Raw genomic sequence first — 17,109 nt, forward strand, 5'->3', positions numbered from 1 at the left:
ATGGTTTTAAGATTATTCTTATTCTCCTTCTTCATTAGTCATATTTATAATAGTTTCATTGTTATTTAATTGTCTGTTTAAAGTAGCATTTACTGGTAAGCGAACATCAATAATTAAATCATCAATATTTTTAATATTAAATGTTCTACTGTTTAAAATAGCATTATCATATTTAATTAATTTAATAATGAATTCAGTTAATTTAATTTCTCTAATATATATAATTTGTTCGTATGATGCGTTTGTTTGAATATTTACACCAGCAACTTCTGCTTGTGTTTGTTGGGCTCCCTTGGTGATTGCGGGAACATGATGACGATTTATTTTATAGTAATTAGTTAATAATCAATCATATATTTTAGTTAATTGTTCACCTTTAAAATTACCAGCAATATAGTCTACTGGTTGAAAATTACTATCAGAGTCTCCTTCAACTAATAACAAGTCATTTTCAATAAATGAAGCCAACATTTTACTAATTTCTTGGTCAACCACACCAGTAACACCATTAGTATTAATGGTAAATTTACCACTATTTAATAATGGATCTAACATTATCTTTTCAGCAATAATATCTAAAATACTAGCAAATTGTTTACCATAACGAGCAAAAGGCTCAAAATTAGGGTTATTAGGAATAATTTCAATTGGTATAAAATTAAGTGGCAATATTTCTTCTCTTTGTAAAGTTGTATAGTTATTTCATTTAGCATCATCAATATATAAGTCGGTAATAGTGCTGTATAATCGTGTTTTTAACTTTCTAATAACTTTTACTTGTTTAGTTACATAATCAATTTCTAATTTTTCAGTAATAAAAACACTCTGGTCATTTTTAATATAAGGGTCATAATCAAAAGTACAAGATACTAAATTACCTAATTCGTCATATTGGTTATTATAAAAATCAATAGTAATAAAATTAAGTTTTAAATTATTAGCAAAAATAAAATATGCACCTTTACCATTCTTATTAATTTTATATTCGTTATATCAATTCTTATTAGTAAAGTCTTGCATTTTTAAAAAGTTATTAATTAATTTAGTATCTATCTGTTTATTATTAATTGGATTATAAATGCTAATTTCTAAATCTTGTGGATTTAAAAAATTAGCATTATCTTCACAAATTCTTTTTTCTAAAATCTCCTTTTGTTTTTGAACAGTAACATTTTTACGATTAGTAATCGTTGATGCTAAATTAAGATAATAACTATCAATATCATATTCTTTTTTTAATTTCTTTTTTGCTAATAACAATCCCATTTATATCACCTCTTTATTTCGTATCTTCTTTTTTAATAACATCTTCAATACTATCTTGTTTTTGTTGTTTGTTATGAGTTTTAATAAATCTAATAGTTTCAATAATTAAAACTATAATTCCTGCTCCAATAAGCATTGCTGAAACAATAACATATGCTGGTCAAGAAATACCCAATGTTTTTTCTCCGATAAAACAAATAATAATTCCGGCAATAAAAAACAATGATGAAACTCCAAAGATTTTCAAAAACATAATCATATCTTTAATAGTTACTTTTGGCATAATACCATCTCCTTCCTAACTTACTTTTTTTCTTTCAATATACAATCCTTTAATTTCAACACTATTTGATATTGATGATAATTTAAACTAACCGTTGGAAAATAATTGAATGGTAATTCAACGACTTGGATTATTTCCATATGATATTCCACTTGCTAATTGACCTTTAAAGTTTATATACGTAATTATATATAGTTCTATCTCAAGCGTTGTATAACACCATAAACGATAATAATATTCTGACTTATTAAAATTTTTAATTTTATATCCTTTAGAATCTTGAACAAAATCACTAGTATCAACAACTTTTCAATCATTTGATATTTTAGGTAAATCTTTTTTCTGTAAATAAAATTTATCTAAATATTTAGTAGTACCAAATGTATCATCAGTACTTTCAATTTCCGCAACTGTACTATCAATAATCATATAATCAGCAGTATTTTTACCACCTTCAAAACTAGGGTCTCAAATTCTTAATTCCCCATTTTCAGCATTAAAATCAGCATTAACACGACCACTACTATTAGGTAATAAAGTTATTTTATTTTGTTTTAAATCTAAAATCATTAATTCATCAGCAGTATTTTTAATAATTGTTTTATTATCAATTTTAATATCACTACCGCCACTTTGTTTTGCTTTTCAGACACCATTTTTTCATAAATAGTATCATTATCAAAGGGAAGATTTATTTCATTATTGTTATTTTAAACAATAGTTTTATTGTCAATCTTAGTTTTTTCTTTTTCTATTAAAACATCAACTTCTAATTGAGTATAATATGATTCTAAATCAATCATTGTTAAATCAATACCTTCTTCTTAAAAAGTACGAAACATTTTCTTTAAAGTTGTTAAATTAGCCAATGATTTTGCATAGGTAGGCAATAGACCTTGTCAAGTAATCATAGGGTCATTTTGCGATGAATAATTAATATCACCAACACTCATATTTGCCGAAGTAAAAAATTCAATTGGAATGCGGTTAAATGTTCAATGCTCAATCGTAATAAACACCATATTAATACAAATTTTCTTTAATAATGGATCTTTAAATGTTTCAAACTTTAGTTTTGAAAATGGATAGTTTAAGTAAGAATTAATCATATTTTGGGCTCTTAAAGCAAATGTTTTAAATCATAATTCTACATCACCTTTAAAAACTTATTATAACGAACTGGAACTTGTGTAATTTTACCTGTCATTGGAATAAAATTATTATAATTTTCCAAAGTAATATTTTATCATAATTCATTTAACATTTAATCATCTCCTTATCATTTACTTTTTTAGAATATATTTTCTTTAATATAAATTTTTTACTATTTAGTAATGTTTTTGTTTTAATTGTTTTGTTTAAATCTTGTTTTGTTCTGAGTTGTTTATATGCTTGAAATACTAGTCCATTACCTAACAAACTAGTAACCGCACTATCTTCTAGCGTATTTAACAATTTATCTTTATTAAAGTTATTTTTAAATTATTCTTGCATTTTTAATATCTTAGCAATTGTCCGATATATTTTAAAACTATCTTTTACTACTTACTGATAAAGAAGTGGGGCAAAAGAAACTAAATTAAACAAACTTGTTTTTTTAAATCCCCAACCAATAAACCACTCACTGTTCATATAGAATTTAAACGGTTCAGGAGCCAAAACAAACTGTTCTGCTTTGATTAAAGTTGTCATAACGACAATAGGGGCATATTTAGGATTTTTATAATATATTGTTAAAGCAACTTCACCCGCAACTGATAATGGAACAATTTTAACTGCTAAAAAAACATCAGAACCATAAGCAAAAGGTAATAATTGACCTTTTTTAATAGCCTTAGTTTCAAATTTAGATAATATTTTTTTAGTTTTATCAGTAATTTTACTAATTACTTTTTGTTTAATAGTAATTATTTGTTTTTCAATTGGTGCTAATAATTTTTTAGTTACTTTTTGAATATAAAAATTTGGGTTTAAATGATTTAAAATTTTATTTAATTTAATTTGTGTTTGATGAAAAATATTTAATAATTTATTATTATATATTTTACTGCCCCGCATTAAATTAGTATTTAATATTAGGTTTTTACCAACACCTTTTTATGAAGATTAGTCATTTTGTTATATCACTCATTAGTATTAATTTTGCTTATTTTATCAATATTTAATTCATATTCAGACAATCATTTATTAGCATTTATTTCATTTATGCGTGGTATTTTTTGAACTAATGTAGGACTTATTTTTTGAATATTTTTTTCAATTTTTAATAAATTATTAATTGTTTCTAATTTAGAAACTTTAAAACCCTTATAAAAATCATTTCGGGCTAATTTTCCAATTGTATATAATAAAGTTTCATTATTAGCCTGCTTTGTAAAATAAAATATTAATTTATCAGATAAAATCTTTTTACCTCTAACTTGTCTTACAACATCTTCTAAATTATTAGCAGTTATTATACCTAATTTTTCAAGTAGTTTAGTTTCTTTCGCTAATTTTAAAATTTTAGTTGTTCGAGCAGCACGCGTTAATTTTCCAATACCACCAATTGCTGGTAGCAAATTTAAGGCAGTACTTTTTACTGTTACTTCTGATGTTAATTTATCCTATATTTGATTTACGGCAAAATCGGTTGCTGTTTTTACTCCAAATGAGATAAATGCTGCGGCAAAATTAGATAATCCCGCACCAAGACCAACAGTCGAAGCAATACCACCAGTTAAAACTAATAAACCAAGTGCTAAAACTTGAATTCCTAAAAATTCTAATAACTGTAAACAAAAATTTTTTTCTTGTTGTTGGATTGACAATCTAGTTGGATTTTTTTAACAGCATAAATAAGGGCTGTTTTAGATGTTCCAATTGGCATATCTATCAAACAAAAAAGTACTATTTTTTAGTACTATTAAGAATTTTTAATTTTAACATCAATCGGATTTGTTTGACCAGTAGCGTTGTTTTTACCATCAATTTGAACTTCAACAGTTTTATAATTTGTAATATTAATTGGTCAGTCTTCACATTTACTTTCAATAAAGTAATCAAAATCACTTTCAGTTAAAGAACTATTTACTGCTTTTACTGCTTTTAAAACAACATCTTTAAATTGTGATTTTAACTGTTCGGCTGTTGCTTTTGTTGGGTCTGTAACATGAATATTTGGTTTATCTATTTTATTAATTTTACTAATATCAATTTTTGAAACAATATGTTTAATAATTCCCTTAGGTTCAACTACTGCCCCACCTAAATATAAAACTCTTTCCATAATCAAAGTATTACCCATTCCAGTACCCAATGCAGCTGTACCAACTCTTAATGGAGTATGGTCTTTTTTACGTAAGATAAGAGGGTCATATTTTTTACTAAATTTAAAGGCAATTGCATTAACACCATCTGGTAATAGATATTTGCATAAAACTTTTAAACCACCAATAAATTTAGGAGTAGATAATGGATTTTTTATTTTTAAACCCTTATGAAGTTGATAATCTTCAATTATTACAATAACTTTTTTTAAATAAGAACAAATTTTATTTTTAAACTCATTTAATATTAAATACATATTATTTATTGCTTCTTCTTCATTTTTGAAATTAAAAGTAATATTATTAATTATTTTCTTTTGCAAAACATTATAAATAATAATACCAGTTTTTCCAATTCCAGCAGGGTCAATTGCAATAATATATTTTAATTTATCTGGTTTATTTTTTTGTCAATTTGTAATATTTTTCATCCATCTGATACTAAATCTAAAATATCGTTAATTTTGTAATGTTGCATATAAGAAGCAATAATATCTCACTTGTCTTTAAATAAATTTAAGTACATTTTGGCTCATTCTAAACATTGCAAATCATAATGCTTTTTATGATATGAAATACGACAATTAATAGGTTGACAATTAACTCAATCAAATGATGTTGTTATTTCATTTCAAGTTTTATTAATATATTTACTTTTATATTCTGTCATTTATCTATACTCCTTAATTCTTTTTATTTGTTGTTTAAATTTCACCATTAATATCATTTACTGTTACCAGATAAGCTTGTATCATTAATTCTTGTAATTTATTTTTAATTTTTTTATTTCATTTTTTCATCAAATATTTTCCTTTCTGTAAAAAAAATAATATTCCTTTATTGGTTAATATTTTGATATTTAGTAAATAATTTATTTTAATATTTAATTACTTCGCCGCCCGCTCCACTTTGAAGGTGGGCGGGGGCGGATAGGATATTTTGATAGAGTTTACCCCCATACGGAAATAAACAAAAAACAGTTTACCCAGTTATTAATTACGCCTTATCCATCCCTACACAACTTATATAAAGAAAATAACCTTTTGGAGTTCCAACCCTCTTGTTTTTTTAGTGTCCGATATTGTTTTTTTCGATTTAACAAGACTCTTTTTATGAAAACAAGCCAAAAAACACATGCTCTGACATTTCGCAAGTGATTAATCTTGCCGAGAATTAAAGAAATAAATAGGAGTAGTAAATCCAATCGCTTTTACACTTTCTTTAAGGCTTCGTGCCATAGATGAGTTATCCATCTTTAAGCATCAAAAAATATTAAGTTTTAAAGATTGAATTTTGGATTAATCGTTAGATAGTATCTTTTTTTATCTCATTATCTTTTTTAATTCTTTGTTTATTAAATATATTTTTTAGTAATTATATTTAACAATTAACTAACAACTAAATAAAACAATTATTCAAAATTTTTTAAGAAAAGAAAGGATGGATTTTTCTGAAAAAACATATTTTATTAAGTGTAAAAGATACTATCTAACGATTAATTCAATAAATATAAGTATTTTTTACAAAATAAAAAGCACTTTTTTTCAATAAAGTGCTACATTTACATTTACAATTTACAATTTCTTTTGAGGTCTAATCTTACGACTAGTACATCAAACAACGGCAATAATAATACTTGTGCAAAAAGCACCAAACATAATAATAAAAAGAATTTTAATAATGTTAACCTTTTGATTATAACTTGCAATATCATCATAGCCAAAAATGTTACCCATATATTGCCCTTTAATTCCTAAACTATTTACAAGATTCTTAAAATATTTTGATGCAACATTTCGTGCTTCTTTAATCATTCCATAGTAGGCATCAACAGCATGCCCCATCTCATGGTTCAAAGTACAAAAAACATTTGGTGAGCTTCATCATCCAATTAAATATTCAAAAATAGTTTTTCCCTGCAAAACATTATCAAATTCTTTTGCAGAAATAACGATATAAGCCCGTCTAGTTGAAATAAAACGATTTGACCCTGGTAATAATTGAAAAGAATAATTTGTATAAGCTGCTGTTTGTCTACCTTTTTCTAACAATGGAGCATCAGGAGAAAATAAAAATCCCGTTAAAAAATATTTAAAATTGTCACCAGTTATTGCATAAGTCATATTAAATAAATTTAAAATTTGTTCTTTAAGAAACTCCGTCAGTTCATCAGTTCATTGATAATATTTTTGCATTGCTTGCACGCTATCTTTTAAGAAAATAGTGCTCCCTTTTTCATGATAATAATTATTTTCATATTCTGTTATCTTTTTTAAATCTTCATCTAACTTATCAAATGATAAATAATATTGCTGTTTACTAGTATTCATAAAATTTTCAAATTTTATAATCGCTGATTGTGATGCTTGCGTATATGAATCATTCATCATATTTCCTAATTCCGCTGTTAAATCCTGATTACCATTATTAATAATGCTATTTCGTAGAATATTTCCGTCAAAACTAACATTATCAGTTTCAATATCTTGCATTCCACTTGACTGCCACATAATTAAACTTGTTTTAAGAGCATTAAAAGTATAATTCCGTGCTCATAATTTCCTATTTTGGGGAATTAATTGTTGTAAACCAAGTTCAAAAGATGGCAAAAAATATTTTAAATCAACTGCATAAATTGGTTTAGTTGTTAAATTAGTATTATAACTAATATTTGACTTTGCAACATACTGATCAATTTTAGCACGTTGTTTTTGTAAAGAAGTAATTCGGGAACCAAAATTCTCTTTTTGAAGCGGAGTATAAATATCAATAAAAAAATTATTTAAAATCTCTCAGCTTTTATTTTTCATTTCGTTTGGCATTGTCATTCATTTTGAATATGCTTCGGCAAAAAATTCTTTCCAAGTTTTCATTCCATAAATACTAGTATTAATAATCGAGGCCATTAATGACATTTCAAATAATTCTTTCGTATCGATTCTCACATTATTAATATTAGTTTTAGTATTATAAATTATATCTTTATTAGCAACAATATTGTTTTCTATCATTTTTACTGTTTTGTTTTGGACAATATTGGAAGACTTATAAATAAAATACTGTAATAAATAGCCTGAATAAATAAAATTATCTTTGTCAAGTGATGAAACTGCTGTTGGTGATAGTTCTGTAATATATCCCTTTTGATTAATAAAACTAGAAGTAGGTACAAATGTCATATTAATAGTTCCAAACACTAATAAACTACTTGCTATTGTATGAAACTTTCCCATAATTTTTTCTCCTTTTAATATATTAAAAATTTATTGTTGATAACCAACATACTAATTAAAAATAAAATTAATTGTAATAAAAACTACTTTTAATAAAGCATAAATTTAAAATAACAAATACTAATTATCAAATATTTTCTAATATTTGGCCATATCTTATAACCTCCTAATGATTGCTGTTTTTGATTAAAATAAATTATTTTGTGCTTTAAGGTATTTAAATTATACTATTAATTTATGAAAAACTATTTATAATTAGCAAATTTTTTTATTTTTTATTAGTATGTAAACTCTAATATAAACTGCAACAAATTAAAATTTAAAATCAAAATAATTTTTATTATAAATTATCATATGAAATAAAAAAGATTAACTTTTTATCGTGTTAATCTTTTTAAATAAAGTGAAAATATTATTTGATAGCTTTTACATAACCCTTAAAAGCAAATTTTCCAGAAATATATTTTGAAGTGTCTTTTGCTTTAACTAAAATTATGACTTCTTTTTGCTTTGAATAATCATCTGGCTAAGCATTATTTGTAATTGTATAATTCTCAGCAGTTACTGCTTATACTATATCTTTCACAATTTTTAGCACTTTAGCAACAAGCGTTGCTTCAATATTAATTTTTTCTAATTCATTAATAGTTGTCGCATTTGGATTCGCTGCTTTAATTTCTAAAGCACTATATGGAATAGTACCCTCGCGAGAAGAAATATCAACTTTTTCTATTTTTGTAAGTTGTGGTAAAGTTACTTTAATATATCCGGTATTGCCAATTAATAAATTTATTTAATATATTTATTAAATAACTGTGTTGGTGTTTCTCAATTTAAACAAGGTCTTATCTTATCATTAATTGTATTAATTATTCAATCTATTTTATCTTGTTTAATAATTCTAAAATCAGTACTTTTGGGTAATTCTCGCCTTATATCTCTATTCATTCTTTCTACAATTGGTTTTTGTGTAGGACTACCTTTATCACAAAAATATACATTTGTTTTAAGATGTTTTTCAATATCTTTTCAATTTCAAAATTCTTTTCCTTGATCAGTTATAATTCCCTTTAAATGTTTTTTTAAAAGTTTATTTTTAAAAATTTGTTTTAAAGTTTTTAATACTTCTGTTGAATTTTTTTCTTTTAATTTTTAAAAAAGGTAAATTTAGTAAATTCTTCTGTTAATGTTAAACATGTTGATTTCTTATCTTTACCAACAATAGTATCCATTTGAAATCAACCAAAAGTACCTTTTTCATGTTTTGCTTGTTTAATAATTTTAAAATCATTGCTTAAATTACCACGTTTATATTTTTTCCCTTTATGTATCTTTTTTTACTATGAAAATACAAATTACGTTTATTTAAACCAAATAAACCTAAATAAATATATTTATAAAGTGTTTTAAAACACATAGGGAATTTATCATTAAATTCAATTTCATATAATTTACATATTTGTTTAGGTGTATAATGAAATTTATTAAATTTTTCATCTAATCATAATAATTGTTTAAAAGTTAAAGTAGTTTTCTTTATACAATTTTTACGATTTTCTAAATATCGTTTATGTTCTTGCATAGGATAATATCGTTTAATATGTTTATAATGTTTTAAGTGATATTTAATAGTACTTTTATTACGACCCATATATCTTGCTATTTTTGATATATTAAGAGTGCCATTTTTTTCTTAAAAATATCAGATTCTAACGATTCTTTTAAATTACATCTTTCAATAAAACTTAAATGTTTAAACTTTTTCATTTTTTGCTACCCTTTTTTAAAATATTTACATAATACAATAAAAAAAATAAAAGTAAATTATTGACATTAAATTTAATGATGATAAGATAATAATGAATTTAAATTAAATAGTTGAACATTACGGGCAATGAATAATTAATACATTTGATTTCGTTGTATTTTGCTCCTTGAAATTTACGGTCATAATTATAACGATATGTTAAATAATTAAATAAAACTTTATCTAAAGCATTTTTATTTATTAAATCTAAAATATCTTTACCTTGAATATAGTTTTTTATTGAAATACTCTTAAATTAGGGTTTGTTTCAATTGGCATTGATAACAAAGGTACTAAACTAGCATTTTCAATATTTGATGTTGGATAAGAATAAACACCATTGATATTGCCTCAACACTTAATATTTCCAAATAACATTGATTTAGGGTATTTAATTTCAATGCCAGTAAATACTGTATCTTCTGGCAATGATTTTTGTAAAACTAAATGAATACTATTCTGTTTTTTTCACTTAAAATCAGTTATTTTAACTAAGTGGGTAGATTTAATAATATCAATGCCATCAGGTGAATAAGGACGCTTATATTCTTCAATAATATAACATTCATTTTTATTGTTTTCGGTAATTGGTTCATTAATAGAAACTATTTTTAAGTCATAGGATTCTAAAAATTCTTTATCTTGTTTTGAAATATCATTGATTAAAATATCTTTTTCATCAATCATTACATAACTTGTGCTATTATCTTGGACTGTGGTGTTTTGTTGAATTTGTAATTTAAAATTAAAATCACTAATTTCATAACCAGTTATTTTAATATATTCATCTTTGTCAATAAAACCTATTTTAACGCTATTTTGAGAATAGTTTAAGGTTGGTTTTTTTGTTTTAACAAGATTTATTAATTTTATAAATATATAAGGTTCTTGCACGGGCTTCTGTAAATAATTGTTCTAAATCATGGTCGCTGTACTGCGATTGACTAGCAAAATCTAACGGAATACTATCAATTGAATAGTCAATTGGTTCATTATTTTCTGCTAATTGTGCTAACATTTTTTCAGATGGTTTTAACATTATTCTTGTTCTCCTTTTTCATTAGGCATATTGATAATAGTTTCGTTGTTTTTTAATTGTCTGTTTAATGTAGCATTTACTGGTAAGCGAACATCAACAATAAACTCGTCAATATTTTTAATATTGAATGTTCTACTGTTTAAAATAGCATTATCATATTTAATTAACTTAATAATAAATTCAGTTAATTTAATTTCTCTAATATATATCATTTGTTCGTATGATGCATTTGTTTGAATATTTACACCAGCAACTTCTGCCTGAGTTTGTTGTGCGCCCTTAGCAATGGCGGGAACATGATGTCGATTTATTTTATAGTAATTTGTTAATAATCAATCATATATTTTAGTTAATTGCTCACCTTTAAAATTACCAGCAATATAGTCTACTGGTTGAAAATTACTATCAGGGTCTCCTTCAACTAATAACAAGTCATTTTCAATAAATGATGCCAGCATTTTACTAATTTCTTGGTCAACCACACCAGTAACTCCATTAGTATTAATAGTAAATTTACCACTATTTAATAATGGATCTAACATTATCTTTTCAGCAATAATATCTAAAATACTAGCAAATTGTTTGCCATAAGGAGCAGAAGGATCAAAATTAGGGTTATTAGGAATAATTTGAATTGGAATAAAATTAAGTAATAATATTTCTTCTCTTTGTAAAGTTGTATAGTTATTTCATTTAGCATCATCAATATATAAGTCGGTAATAGTACTATATAATCGTGTTTTTAACTTTCTAATAACTTTAACTTGTTTAGTTACAGCATCAATCTCTAATTTTTCAGTAATAAAAATACTCTAATCATTTTTAATATAAGGGTCATAATCAAAAGTGCAAGATACTAAATTACCTAATTCATAATACTGGTCATTGTAAAAATTAATAGTAATAAAATTAATTTTTGAATTATTAGCAAAAATAAAATATGCACCTTTACGATTCTTATTAATTTTATATTCGTTATATCAATTCTTATTGGTAAAGTCCTGCATTTTTAAAAAGCTATTAATTAATTTAGTATCTATTTTTTGATTAGTAAGTGGATTATAAATCTCGCGGATTTAAAAAATTAGCATTATCTTCACAAATTCTTTTTTCTAAAATCTCATTATGTTTTTGAACAGTAACATTTTTGCAATTAGTAATCGTTGATGCTAAATTAAGATAATAACTATCAATATCATATTTTTTTAATTTCTTTTTTGCTGATAATAATCCCATTTATAACACCTCTTTATTTTGTATCTTCTTTTTTAATAACATCTTCAATACTATCTTGTTTTTGTTCTTTGTTATGTGTTTTGATAAATCTAATTGTTTCAATAATCAAAACTATAATTCCAGCTCCGATAAGCATTGCTGAAACAATAACATATGCTCGTCAAGAAATACCTAATGTTTTTTCTCCTATAAAACAAATAATAATTCCTGCAATAAAAAACAATGATGAAACTCCAAATATTTTCAAAAACATAATTACATCTTTAACTTCTACTTTTGGCATAATAACATCTCCTTTCTAATTTACCTTTTTTCTTTCAATAAACACAAATCCCAAAGGTTTAAATGTTGCTGGACCATTAACTCCAATATTAATCAATCCATCAGGATTAATAGATAATGCTAAACATGCACTATTAACACCTATTTGATTATATATAACACTTATTGTTTGTCTAAAACTATGCCTTGTTTACAACATCTCTTGACTTTTTAAATCTCCTTTGTTATTTTTTCCTGAGGCTCAAATTCTATAAATATAATTTTCTTTATCAAAATTAGGAATATTATATCCAGTTTGGCCAACTATAAAATCACTAGTATCAACAATTTCTCAATCTGGAACTTTTGGTATAACAATTGATTTTTTTAATTCATCTAAAATTTCTTCTTTTATTTTTGCAAGTTTTTCATCTTTAATTTTTTCTATAACAAGTTTATCTAATAAAGCATCAACTTCTAATTGAGTATAATATGCTTCTAAATCAATCATTGTTAAATCAATACCTTCTTCTTGAAAAGTACGAAACATTTTCTTTAAAGTTGTTAAATTAGCCAATGATTTTGCATAGGTAGACAATAGACCTTGTCATGTTGCCATAGGGTCATTTTGTGAAGAATAATTAATATCACCAACACTCATATTTGCCGAAGCAAAAAACTCAATTGAAATACGGTTAAATGTTCAATGTTCAATCGTAATAAACACCATATTAATACAAATTTTCTTTAATAATGGATCTTTAAATGTTTCAAACTTTAGCTTTGAAAATGGATAGTTTAAGTAAGAATTAATCATATTTTGGGTTTTTAAAGCAAATGTTTTAAATCATAATTCTATATCACCTTTAAAGAACTTATTATAACGAACTGGAACTTTTGTAATTTTACCTGTCATTGGAATAAAATTATTATAATTTTCCAAAGTATGTAGTATACCACACACATTTTGGAGATTGCAAGAAAACAAGAAAAAATAATAAAATATATAATTTAAAATATAAAAACATCATTAAAAATGATACATATTTAAATAAAAATTTTAAAATTGACACACTAAAAAATAGTTTAAATAAAACTTTATAAATTTAAAATTATTTAGTTAAATTATTTAAAAATTCAAATGGTGTCTGAAAATTCAAAGATTTATGCACTCTTTCAAAATTATAAAAGTAATAATAATCATTTAGTTTATTTTGTAAACCAGCTGCATCCAATATTTTTTTATCAAATACAAATAACTTAGTATAATTTTGATGAAATCTTTCAATTTTACCGTTTGACTGCGGAGAACGAACGGGTGTTGTTTGATGTAAAATATTTTTATCTGTTAAAAATTGAGTAAAATTATTTTCTTTAACAGTACTTTTTTGATTATTCCGATGACTATTAATAAATTCAGAACCGTTATCAGTTCTAATTCGTGTTATTTTAATACCAAATATTTTTTTAAAATCACGGATTGCTCTTTTAACAGCATCAATAGCATTCTCAGTGCATAATTTATCATAAATATAACCGAATACTCCTCTGATTCTTTCATCAATAAAATCATAAACATAATACTTTTTATCAACTGGAAATTTACTTGGCATAAAATATTTAGCATCCATTTGTAATAATCCTAATTCTTTAACTTCATATCTTGGGTGTTGTCTTTTAATTTCTTTAATTTTATTTTTTATTTTTAATCAACGTTTATCTTTTTTAAGTCAACGAAAAAATGTTTTTAAATTTTTTGGTGCTTCACTTTTTAATTCTTCGCCGTGAATTCCTTTTTTAAATTATAAAACAAAGATAAAACACCGCCACCGTGTTTATTACAATACTCAAAATATAAATCACATATATTTTTTCGAGTATCTTCACCATATTGATAATTAATATTATTAGGAACTGTTGATTTTAATAATAAATCTTTAAAATTATTATTTGCATATGCAAGTAAAATTTTATTTGCTCAATAATAAAAAGTTGAAAATTTATTTTTAAAATATTTTTTAATTAAATCTTTTAATAACAACTTAGTTTCAAGAAAAAACTCCTTACATAAATTAATATATGCAAATATTTTCTTTTTTATTCTTTTATAATATTTATTTTGACAATTTTTACTTAAAAAATCTTGCAATTTTGCTTGTAAATCACTTAAATTAGAATCATTAATAATATATTTCATTAATTCACCTCATTTTTTTTAAAAAATAATATAGTATAGTTATATCATTTAAAATAATTTTTATAAAACTTCAAACTTTTTTAAACAATCATAATCATAAGTAAGTATCGTTTCTAAAATATATTTAAAAATGCTTATATATATAATGTCAATAGATCTTGATAAAAAGTTTCAAGATAAAAAAGGGAAAATACAAATAATGAAAAAACTTTTAAATTTATTAAGTATATTAACAATTAATGGAACTGTAATACAAACAACAATTGCTACAAGTACAGCTACAAGTACATATGAAAAGCAAGAAAATAATTTAGAAAATTTAATCAGAAATAAAAGAGAAAACAATAATTTATTTAATGTTAATTTAGAAGATATAAGAATTAACATAAATAATCCTAATTCTTTTAAAAATTGACATAATAAAGTTTTTCGTGCTTTAATACAAGCTGACATACTACGTGTTATATTTAATATAGAGAATGATCAGCCTAGTACAAGTACTGTTATAAATGATAATAGTGAGATTGTTGTCTTAAATAGATTTAAAGTTGAAGATAATACTACACCCAAAATGGGAGATAGATTTAAAGGTTCAGTAAGAGGTAAACCAACATATAAGTTTGTAGGCACACCCTACAACGGTTTTACTGTTCCTGTTATTATTGAGGAAAATTCACAATCTCAAAGAATTGATTTAGTTTTTAGAACTAAGGATCTTTATTTGGAGGGGTTTACTGTAAAAAATAAATATTATTATTTTTCAGAAGCTGATATAAGACATATAGATTCTATAGATAATATTAATATTAGTAGTTCCACTCCTTTGAAATTTAAAGCTGATTATAGAGATCTTTTCGTTGATGGAAACGGAAATGGAATTAATTTAAATATTAATTGAAGCACAATTGTTAATTCCTTTAAAACATTATCTAACTACCAAGGAGAAATTAATAGAGATATTAGAAATTCTTTAGGGATAATTGCTGTAGTTGTTGCAGAGAATTGACGATTTAGAAAAATAAATAATGAAATTAACAATAAAGTTATTGAAAATAAACAATCTATTGTTTTTGGGAAAGGTGAGCAAACAGAAGAAAATCTTTATAAAATTGCAATGGACTAAAATCAACAAGGTAGCAGTATTTTGAGATTAGCTTGAGAACGTTGAAATTATGGTATTCAAAGCCACCCGTACAGTAATTATTTTGACGAAAATCATCAGCCAATAGGAGTTATTAATAGAAATATATAGAAACACATGAAGAAATTGATTTTATGAACAAGTACTATCTTATACACCAATAAATGTATTTTCAGATGAAATTTATAATTCCCATACTTTAAGAATTTTATTTTTAATAGCTGTTAATTATATAACTACCTCATGCCATCATGGATCAAACCAAAAAGAGATATAAATGATAATTTAAATCAAAAATTTTGTGATTTAGAATCAGATATTGCAAAAATTAAGGGAGATATAATTTCAGTCCAAATTTTAGATAAAAATACTAAGGCTGTAGATAGAGAGGTTAGAGATGCTTATATCAGAACCACTGAGGACTTGTATTTAATCCGTAATAAAAATGGGAATGTTTTAAAATTAGAAAAATTAATGGATTGTGATTATAGATTAATGAGTAGTATTACATTTCCATTACAAAATTATTGTTCAAATGAAAATATTAGAAGTATAAGAGAATCAAGTGGGGTCACACAAAGTGGTAAAGTATATTTGGTTGGTTATAATCTTTTAGATAGAGATGCTTATTTGCTACCAAGTATTCCAGACAATGTTACTTCAATGGCTTTATTACATAAGGATAGTGCTGGTGAATTAAAAACAAACGCAGCTTATTTTGGAACAACAAATGGTGTTTATTATAGAAAAGGCAATGGTAGTGATGAAGTAAAAAAAGTATCTGGCCTAAATGAACCAATTCAATCAATCACTGTTGATAATGATGGTTCTGCCTGAGTTCTTACCGAAATTTTTAAAAATAAAAAACTAAGAGATAGTGGTTTTAATGATAATGGTAGTTTAACTTGTTTACCAATTAGTGATGAAAATCCATATTATGATTCTAAAAATGATTTTTTTAAAATAATTTGAAATTATGGTCATAATGGACTCGTAGTTAAATTATCATTAAATACTTCTCGCGTTATTGAAAAAATTTTCTTTGAAAGAAGTACGTCTGATTTTAAATCATATTTATTTAAATTAATTTCAAAATTACCAATAAGATTTTCAGCCGAAAATATGGAGACGGGGTATATAAATTATATTGTAGATATTATTTACTCAGGATTTTTTGAATTTCATAACGAGGTGATTAACCTAGTTAAAAGTGGTAATCCTGACAATAAATCAATTTTTGTTGTAACACGAAATACTTATGGTTGATCAAATTTAAGTTCTGATGAAAGACAAAAAGCCATTTACGCAGATACAACAGACTCTTATCATTTTGGTTAA

General features: G+C 24.2%; 22 protein-coding genes and 1 pseudogene. 2 read left to right on the top strand and 21 right to left on the bottom strand.

Translation table 4 applies throughout. The features are described from left to right. Positions 1–18: 18 nt before the first annotated feature. From ACZ91P_RS12960 to ACZ91P_RS13060, 21 genes and pseudogenes are all read right to left on the bottom strand, one after another. Positions 19–1,266, bottom strand: a complete 1,248-nt coding sequence (locus tag ACZ91P_RS12960; protein WP_465156767.1) for a hypothetical protein — start codon at positions 1,264–1,266, stop codon at positions 19–21. Positions 1,267–1,279: 13 nt separating this feature from the next. Then, positions 1,280–1,549: a hypothetical protein gene (locus ACZ91P_RS12965; RefSeq protein WP_126821249.1), complete on the bottom strand. Its 270-nt coding sequence runs from the start codon at positions 1,547–1,549 to the stop codon at positions 1,280–1,282. An 87-nt stretch (positions 1,550–1,636) separates the two neighbouring features. Then, on the bottom strand, positions 1,637–2,119 hold the full coding sequence (locus ACZ91P_RS12970) for a hypothetical protein (protein ID WP_465156769.1): 483 nt from the start codon (positions 2,117–2,119) through the stop codon (positions 1,637–1,639). A 254-nt stretch (positions 2,120–2,373) separates the two neighbouring features. Then, complete coding sequence (locus ACZ91P_RS12975; protein WP_465156771.1) at positions 2,374–2,658, bottom strand: hypothetical protein; 285 nt, start codon at positions 2,656–2,658, stop codon at positions 2,374–2,376. A gap of 148 nt (positions 2,659–2,806) precedes the next feature. Continuing rightward, positions 2,807–3,004 carry a hypothetical protein gene (locus tag ACZ91P_RS12980; RefSeq protein ID WP_465156773.1) on the bottom strand — a complete coding sequence of 66 codons (198 nt, stop codon included), beginning with the start codon at positions 3,002–3,004 and terminating at the stop codon, positions 2,807–2,809. 90 nt (positions 3,005–3,094) lie between these two features. Further along, positions 3,095–3,607 carry a hypothetical protein gene (locus ACZ91P_RS12985; protein WP_465156775.1) on the bottom strand — a complete coding sequence of 171 codons (513 nt, stop codon included), beginning with the start codon at positions 3,605–3,607 and terminating at the stop codon, positions 3,095–3,097. Positions 3,608–3,624: 17 nt separating this feature from the next. After that, positions 3,625–4,110 carry a hypothetical protein gene (locus ACZ91P_RS12990; protein WP_465156777.1) on the bottom strand — a complete coding sequence of 162 codons (486 nt, stop codon included), beginning with the start codon at positions 4,108–4,110 and terminating at the stop codon, positions 3,625–3,627. Positions 4,111–4,155: 45 nt separating this feature from the next. Further along, positions 4,156–4,359, bottom strand: coding sequence for a hypothetical protein (locus ACZ91P_RS12995; RefSeq protein ID WP_465156779.1), 204 nt, complete (start codon positions 4,357–4,359; stop codon positions 4,156–4,158). Between the two features lie 95 nt (positions 4,360–4,454). Beyond that, positions 4,455–5,288 (bottom strand): hypothetical protein, encoded by an 834-nt coding sequence (locus ACZ91P_RS13000; RefSeq protein ID WP_465156781.1) that lies wholly within the window; start codon positions 5,286–5,288, stop codon positions 4,455–4,457. After that, the gene (locus tag ACZ91P_RS13005; RefSeq protein ID WP_465156783.1) at positions 5,243–5,527 is read right to left on the bottom strand and encodes a hypothetical protein; all 285 of its coding nucleotides are present in this window, start codon (positions 5,525–5,527) and stop codon (positions 5,243–5,245) included. The genes ACZ91P_RS13000 and ACZ91P_RS13005 overlap by 46 nt, the downstream gene beginning before the upstream one ends. A 904-nt stretch (positions 5,528–6,431) precedes the next feature. Continuing rightward, positions 6,432–8,090: a hypothetical protein gene (locus tag ACZ91P_RS13010; RefSeq protein WP_465156785.1), complete on the bottom strand. Its 1,659-nt coding sequence runs from the start codon at positions 8,088–8,090 to the stop codon at positions 6,432–6,434. A gap of 789 nt (positions 8,091–8,879) precedes the next feature. Continuing rightward, positions 8,880–9,857, bottom strand: a pseudogene (locus tag ACZ91P_RS13015) (IS30 family transposase). 277 nt (positions 9,858–10,134) lie between these two features. Further along, complete coding sequence (locus tag ACZ91P_RS13020) at positions 10,135–10,791, bottom strand: hypothetical protein (RefSeq protein ID WP_465156787.1); 657 nt, start codon at positions 10,789–10,791, stop codon at positions 10,135–10,137. Beyond that, a complete protein-coding gene (locus ACZ91P_RS13025) occupies positions 10,748–10,936 on the bottom strand; it encodes a hypothetical protein (RefSeq protein ID WP_465156789.1) in 189 nt (62 codons plus the stop codon). Before ACZ91P_RS13025 ends, ACZ91P_RS13020 begins: the two co-directional genes overlap by 44 nt. Further along, positions 10,936–11,478, bottom strand: a complete 543-nt coding sequence (locus tag ACZ91P_RS13030; RefSeq protein WP_465156791.1) for a hypothetical protein — start codon at positions 11,476–11,478, stop codon at positions 10,936–10,938. The genes ACZ91P_RS13025 and ACZ91P_RS13030 overlap by 1 nt, the downstream gene beginning before the upstream one ends. A gap of 270 nt (positions 11,479–11,748) precedes the next feature. Further along, entirely contained in the window at positions 11,749–11,943 is a 195-nt protein-coding gene (locus ACZ91P_RS13035; RefSeq protein WP_465156793.1) for a hypothetical protein, read from the bottom strand. A 52-nt stretch (positions 11,944–11,995) separates the two neighbouring features. Further along, a complete protein-coding gene (locus tag ACZ91P_RS13040) occupies positions 11,996–12,172 on the bottom strand; it encodes a hypothetical protein (RefSeq protein WP_465156795.1) in 177 nt (58 codons plus the stop codon). 13 nt (positions 12,173–12,185) lie between these two features. After that, positions 12,186–12,455: a hypothetical protein gene (locus ACZ91P_RS13045; RefSeq protein WP_465156797.1), complete on the bottom strand. Its 270-nt coding sequence runs from the start codon at positions 12,453–12,455 to the stop codon at positions 12,186–12,188. 189 nt (positions 12,456–12,644) lie between these two features. After that, positions 12,645–13,397, bottom strand: a complete 753-nt coding sequence (locus ACZ91P_RS13050; RefSeq protein WP_465156799.1) for a hypothetical protein — start codon at positions 13,395–13,397, stop codon at positions 12,645–12,647. A 148-nt stretch (positions 13,398–13,545) separates the two neighbouring features. Next, positions 13,546–14,064 carry a DDE-type integrase/transposase/recombinase gene (locus tag ACZ91P_RS13055; RefSeq protein ID WP_465156757.1) on the bottom strand — a complete coding sequence of 173 codons (519 nt, stop codon included), beginning with the start codon at positions 14,062–14,064 and terminating at the stop codon, positions 13,546–13,548. Positions 14,065–14,204: 140 nt separating this feature from the next. Beyond that, complete coding sequence (locus ACZ91P_RS13060; protein ID WP_465156801.1) at positions 14,205–14,630, bottom strand: hypothetical protein; 426 nt, start codon at positions 14,628–14,630, stop codon at positions 14,205–14,207. A gap of 199 nt (positions 14,631–14,829) precedes the next feature. On the opposite strand from ACZ91P_RS13060, the gene ACZ91P_RS13065 reads away from it, so the two are divergent. Together ACZ91P_RS13065 and ACZ91P_RS13070 are read left to right on the top strand one after the other, a co-directional pair. After that, positions 14,830–15,753: a ribosome-inactivating family protein gene (locus ACZ91P_RS13065; protein ID WP_465156803.1), complete on the top strand. Its 924-nt coding sequence runs from the start codon at positions 14,830–14,832 to the stop codon at positions 15,751–15,753. Between the two features lie 261 nt (positions 15,754–16,014). Next, positions 16,015–17,109 (top strand): hypothetical protein, encoded by a 1,095-nt coding sequence (locus ACZ91P_RS13070; protein WP_465156805.1) that lies wholly within the window; start codon positions 16,015–16,017, stop codon positions 17,107–17,109.

The sequence above is a fragment of the Spiroplasma endosymbiont of Halictus nicosiae genome (assembly GCF_978018445.1).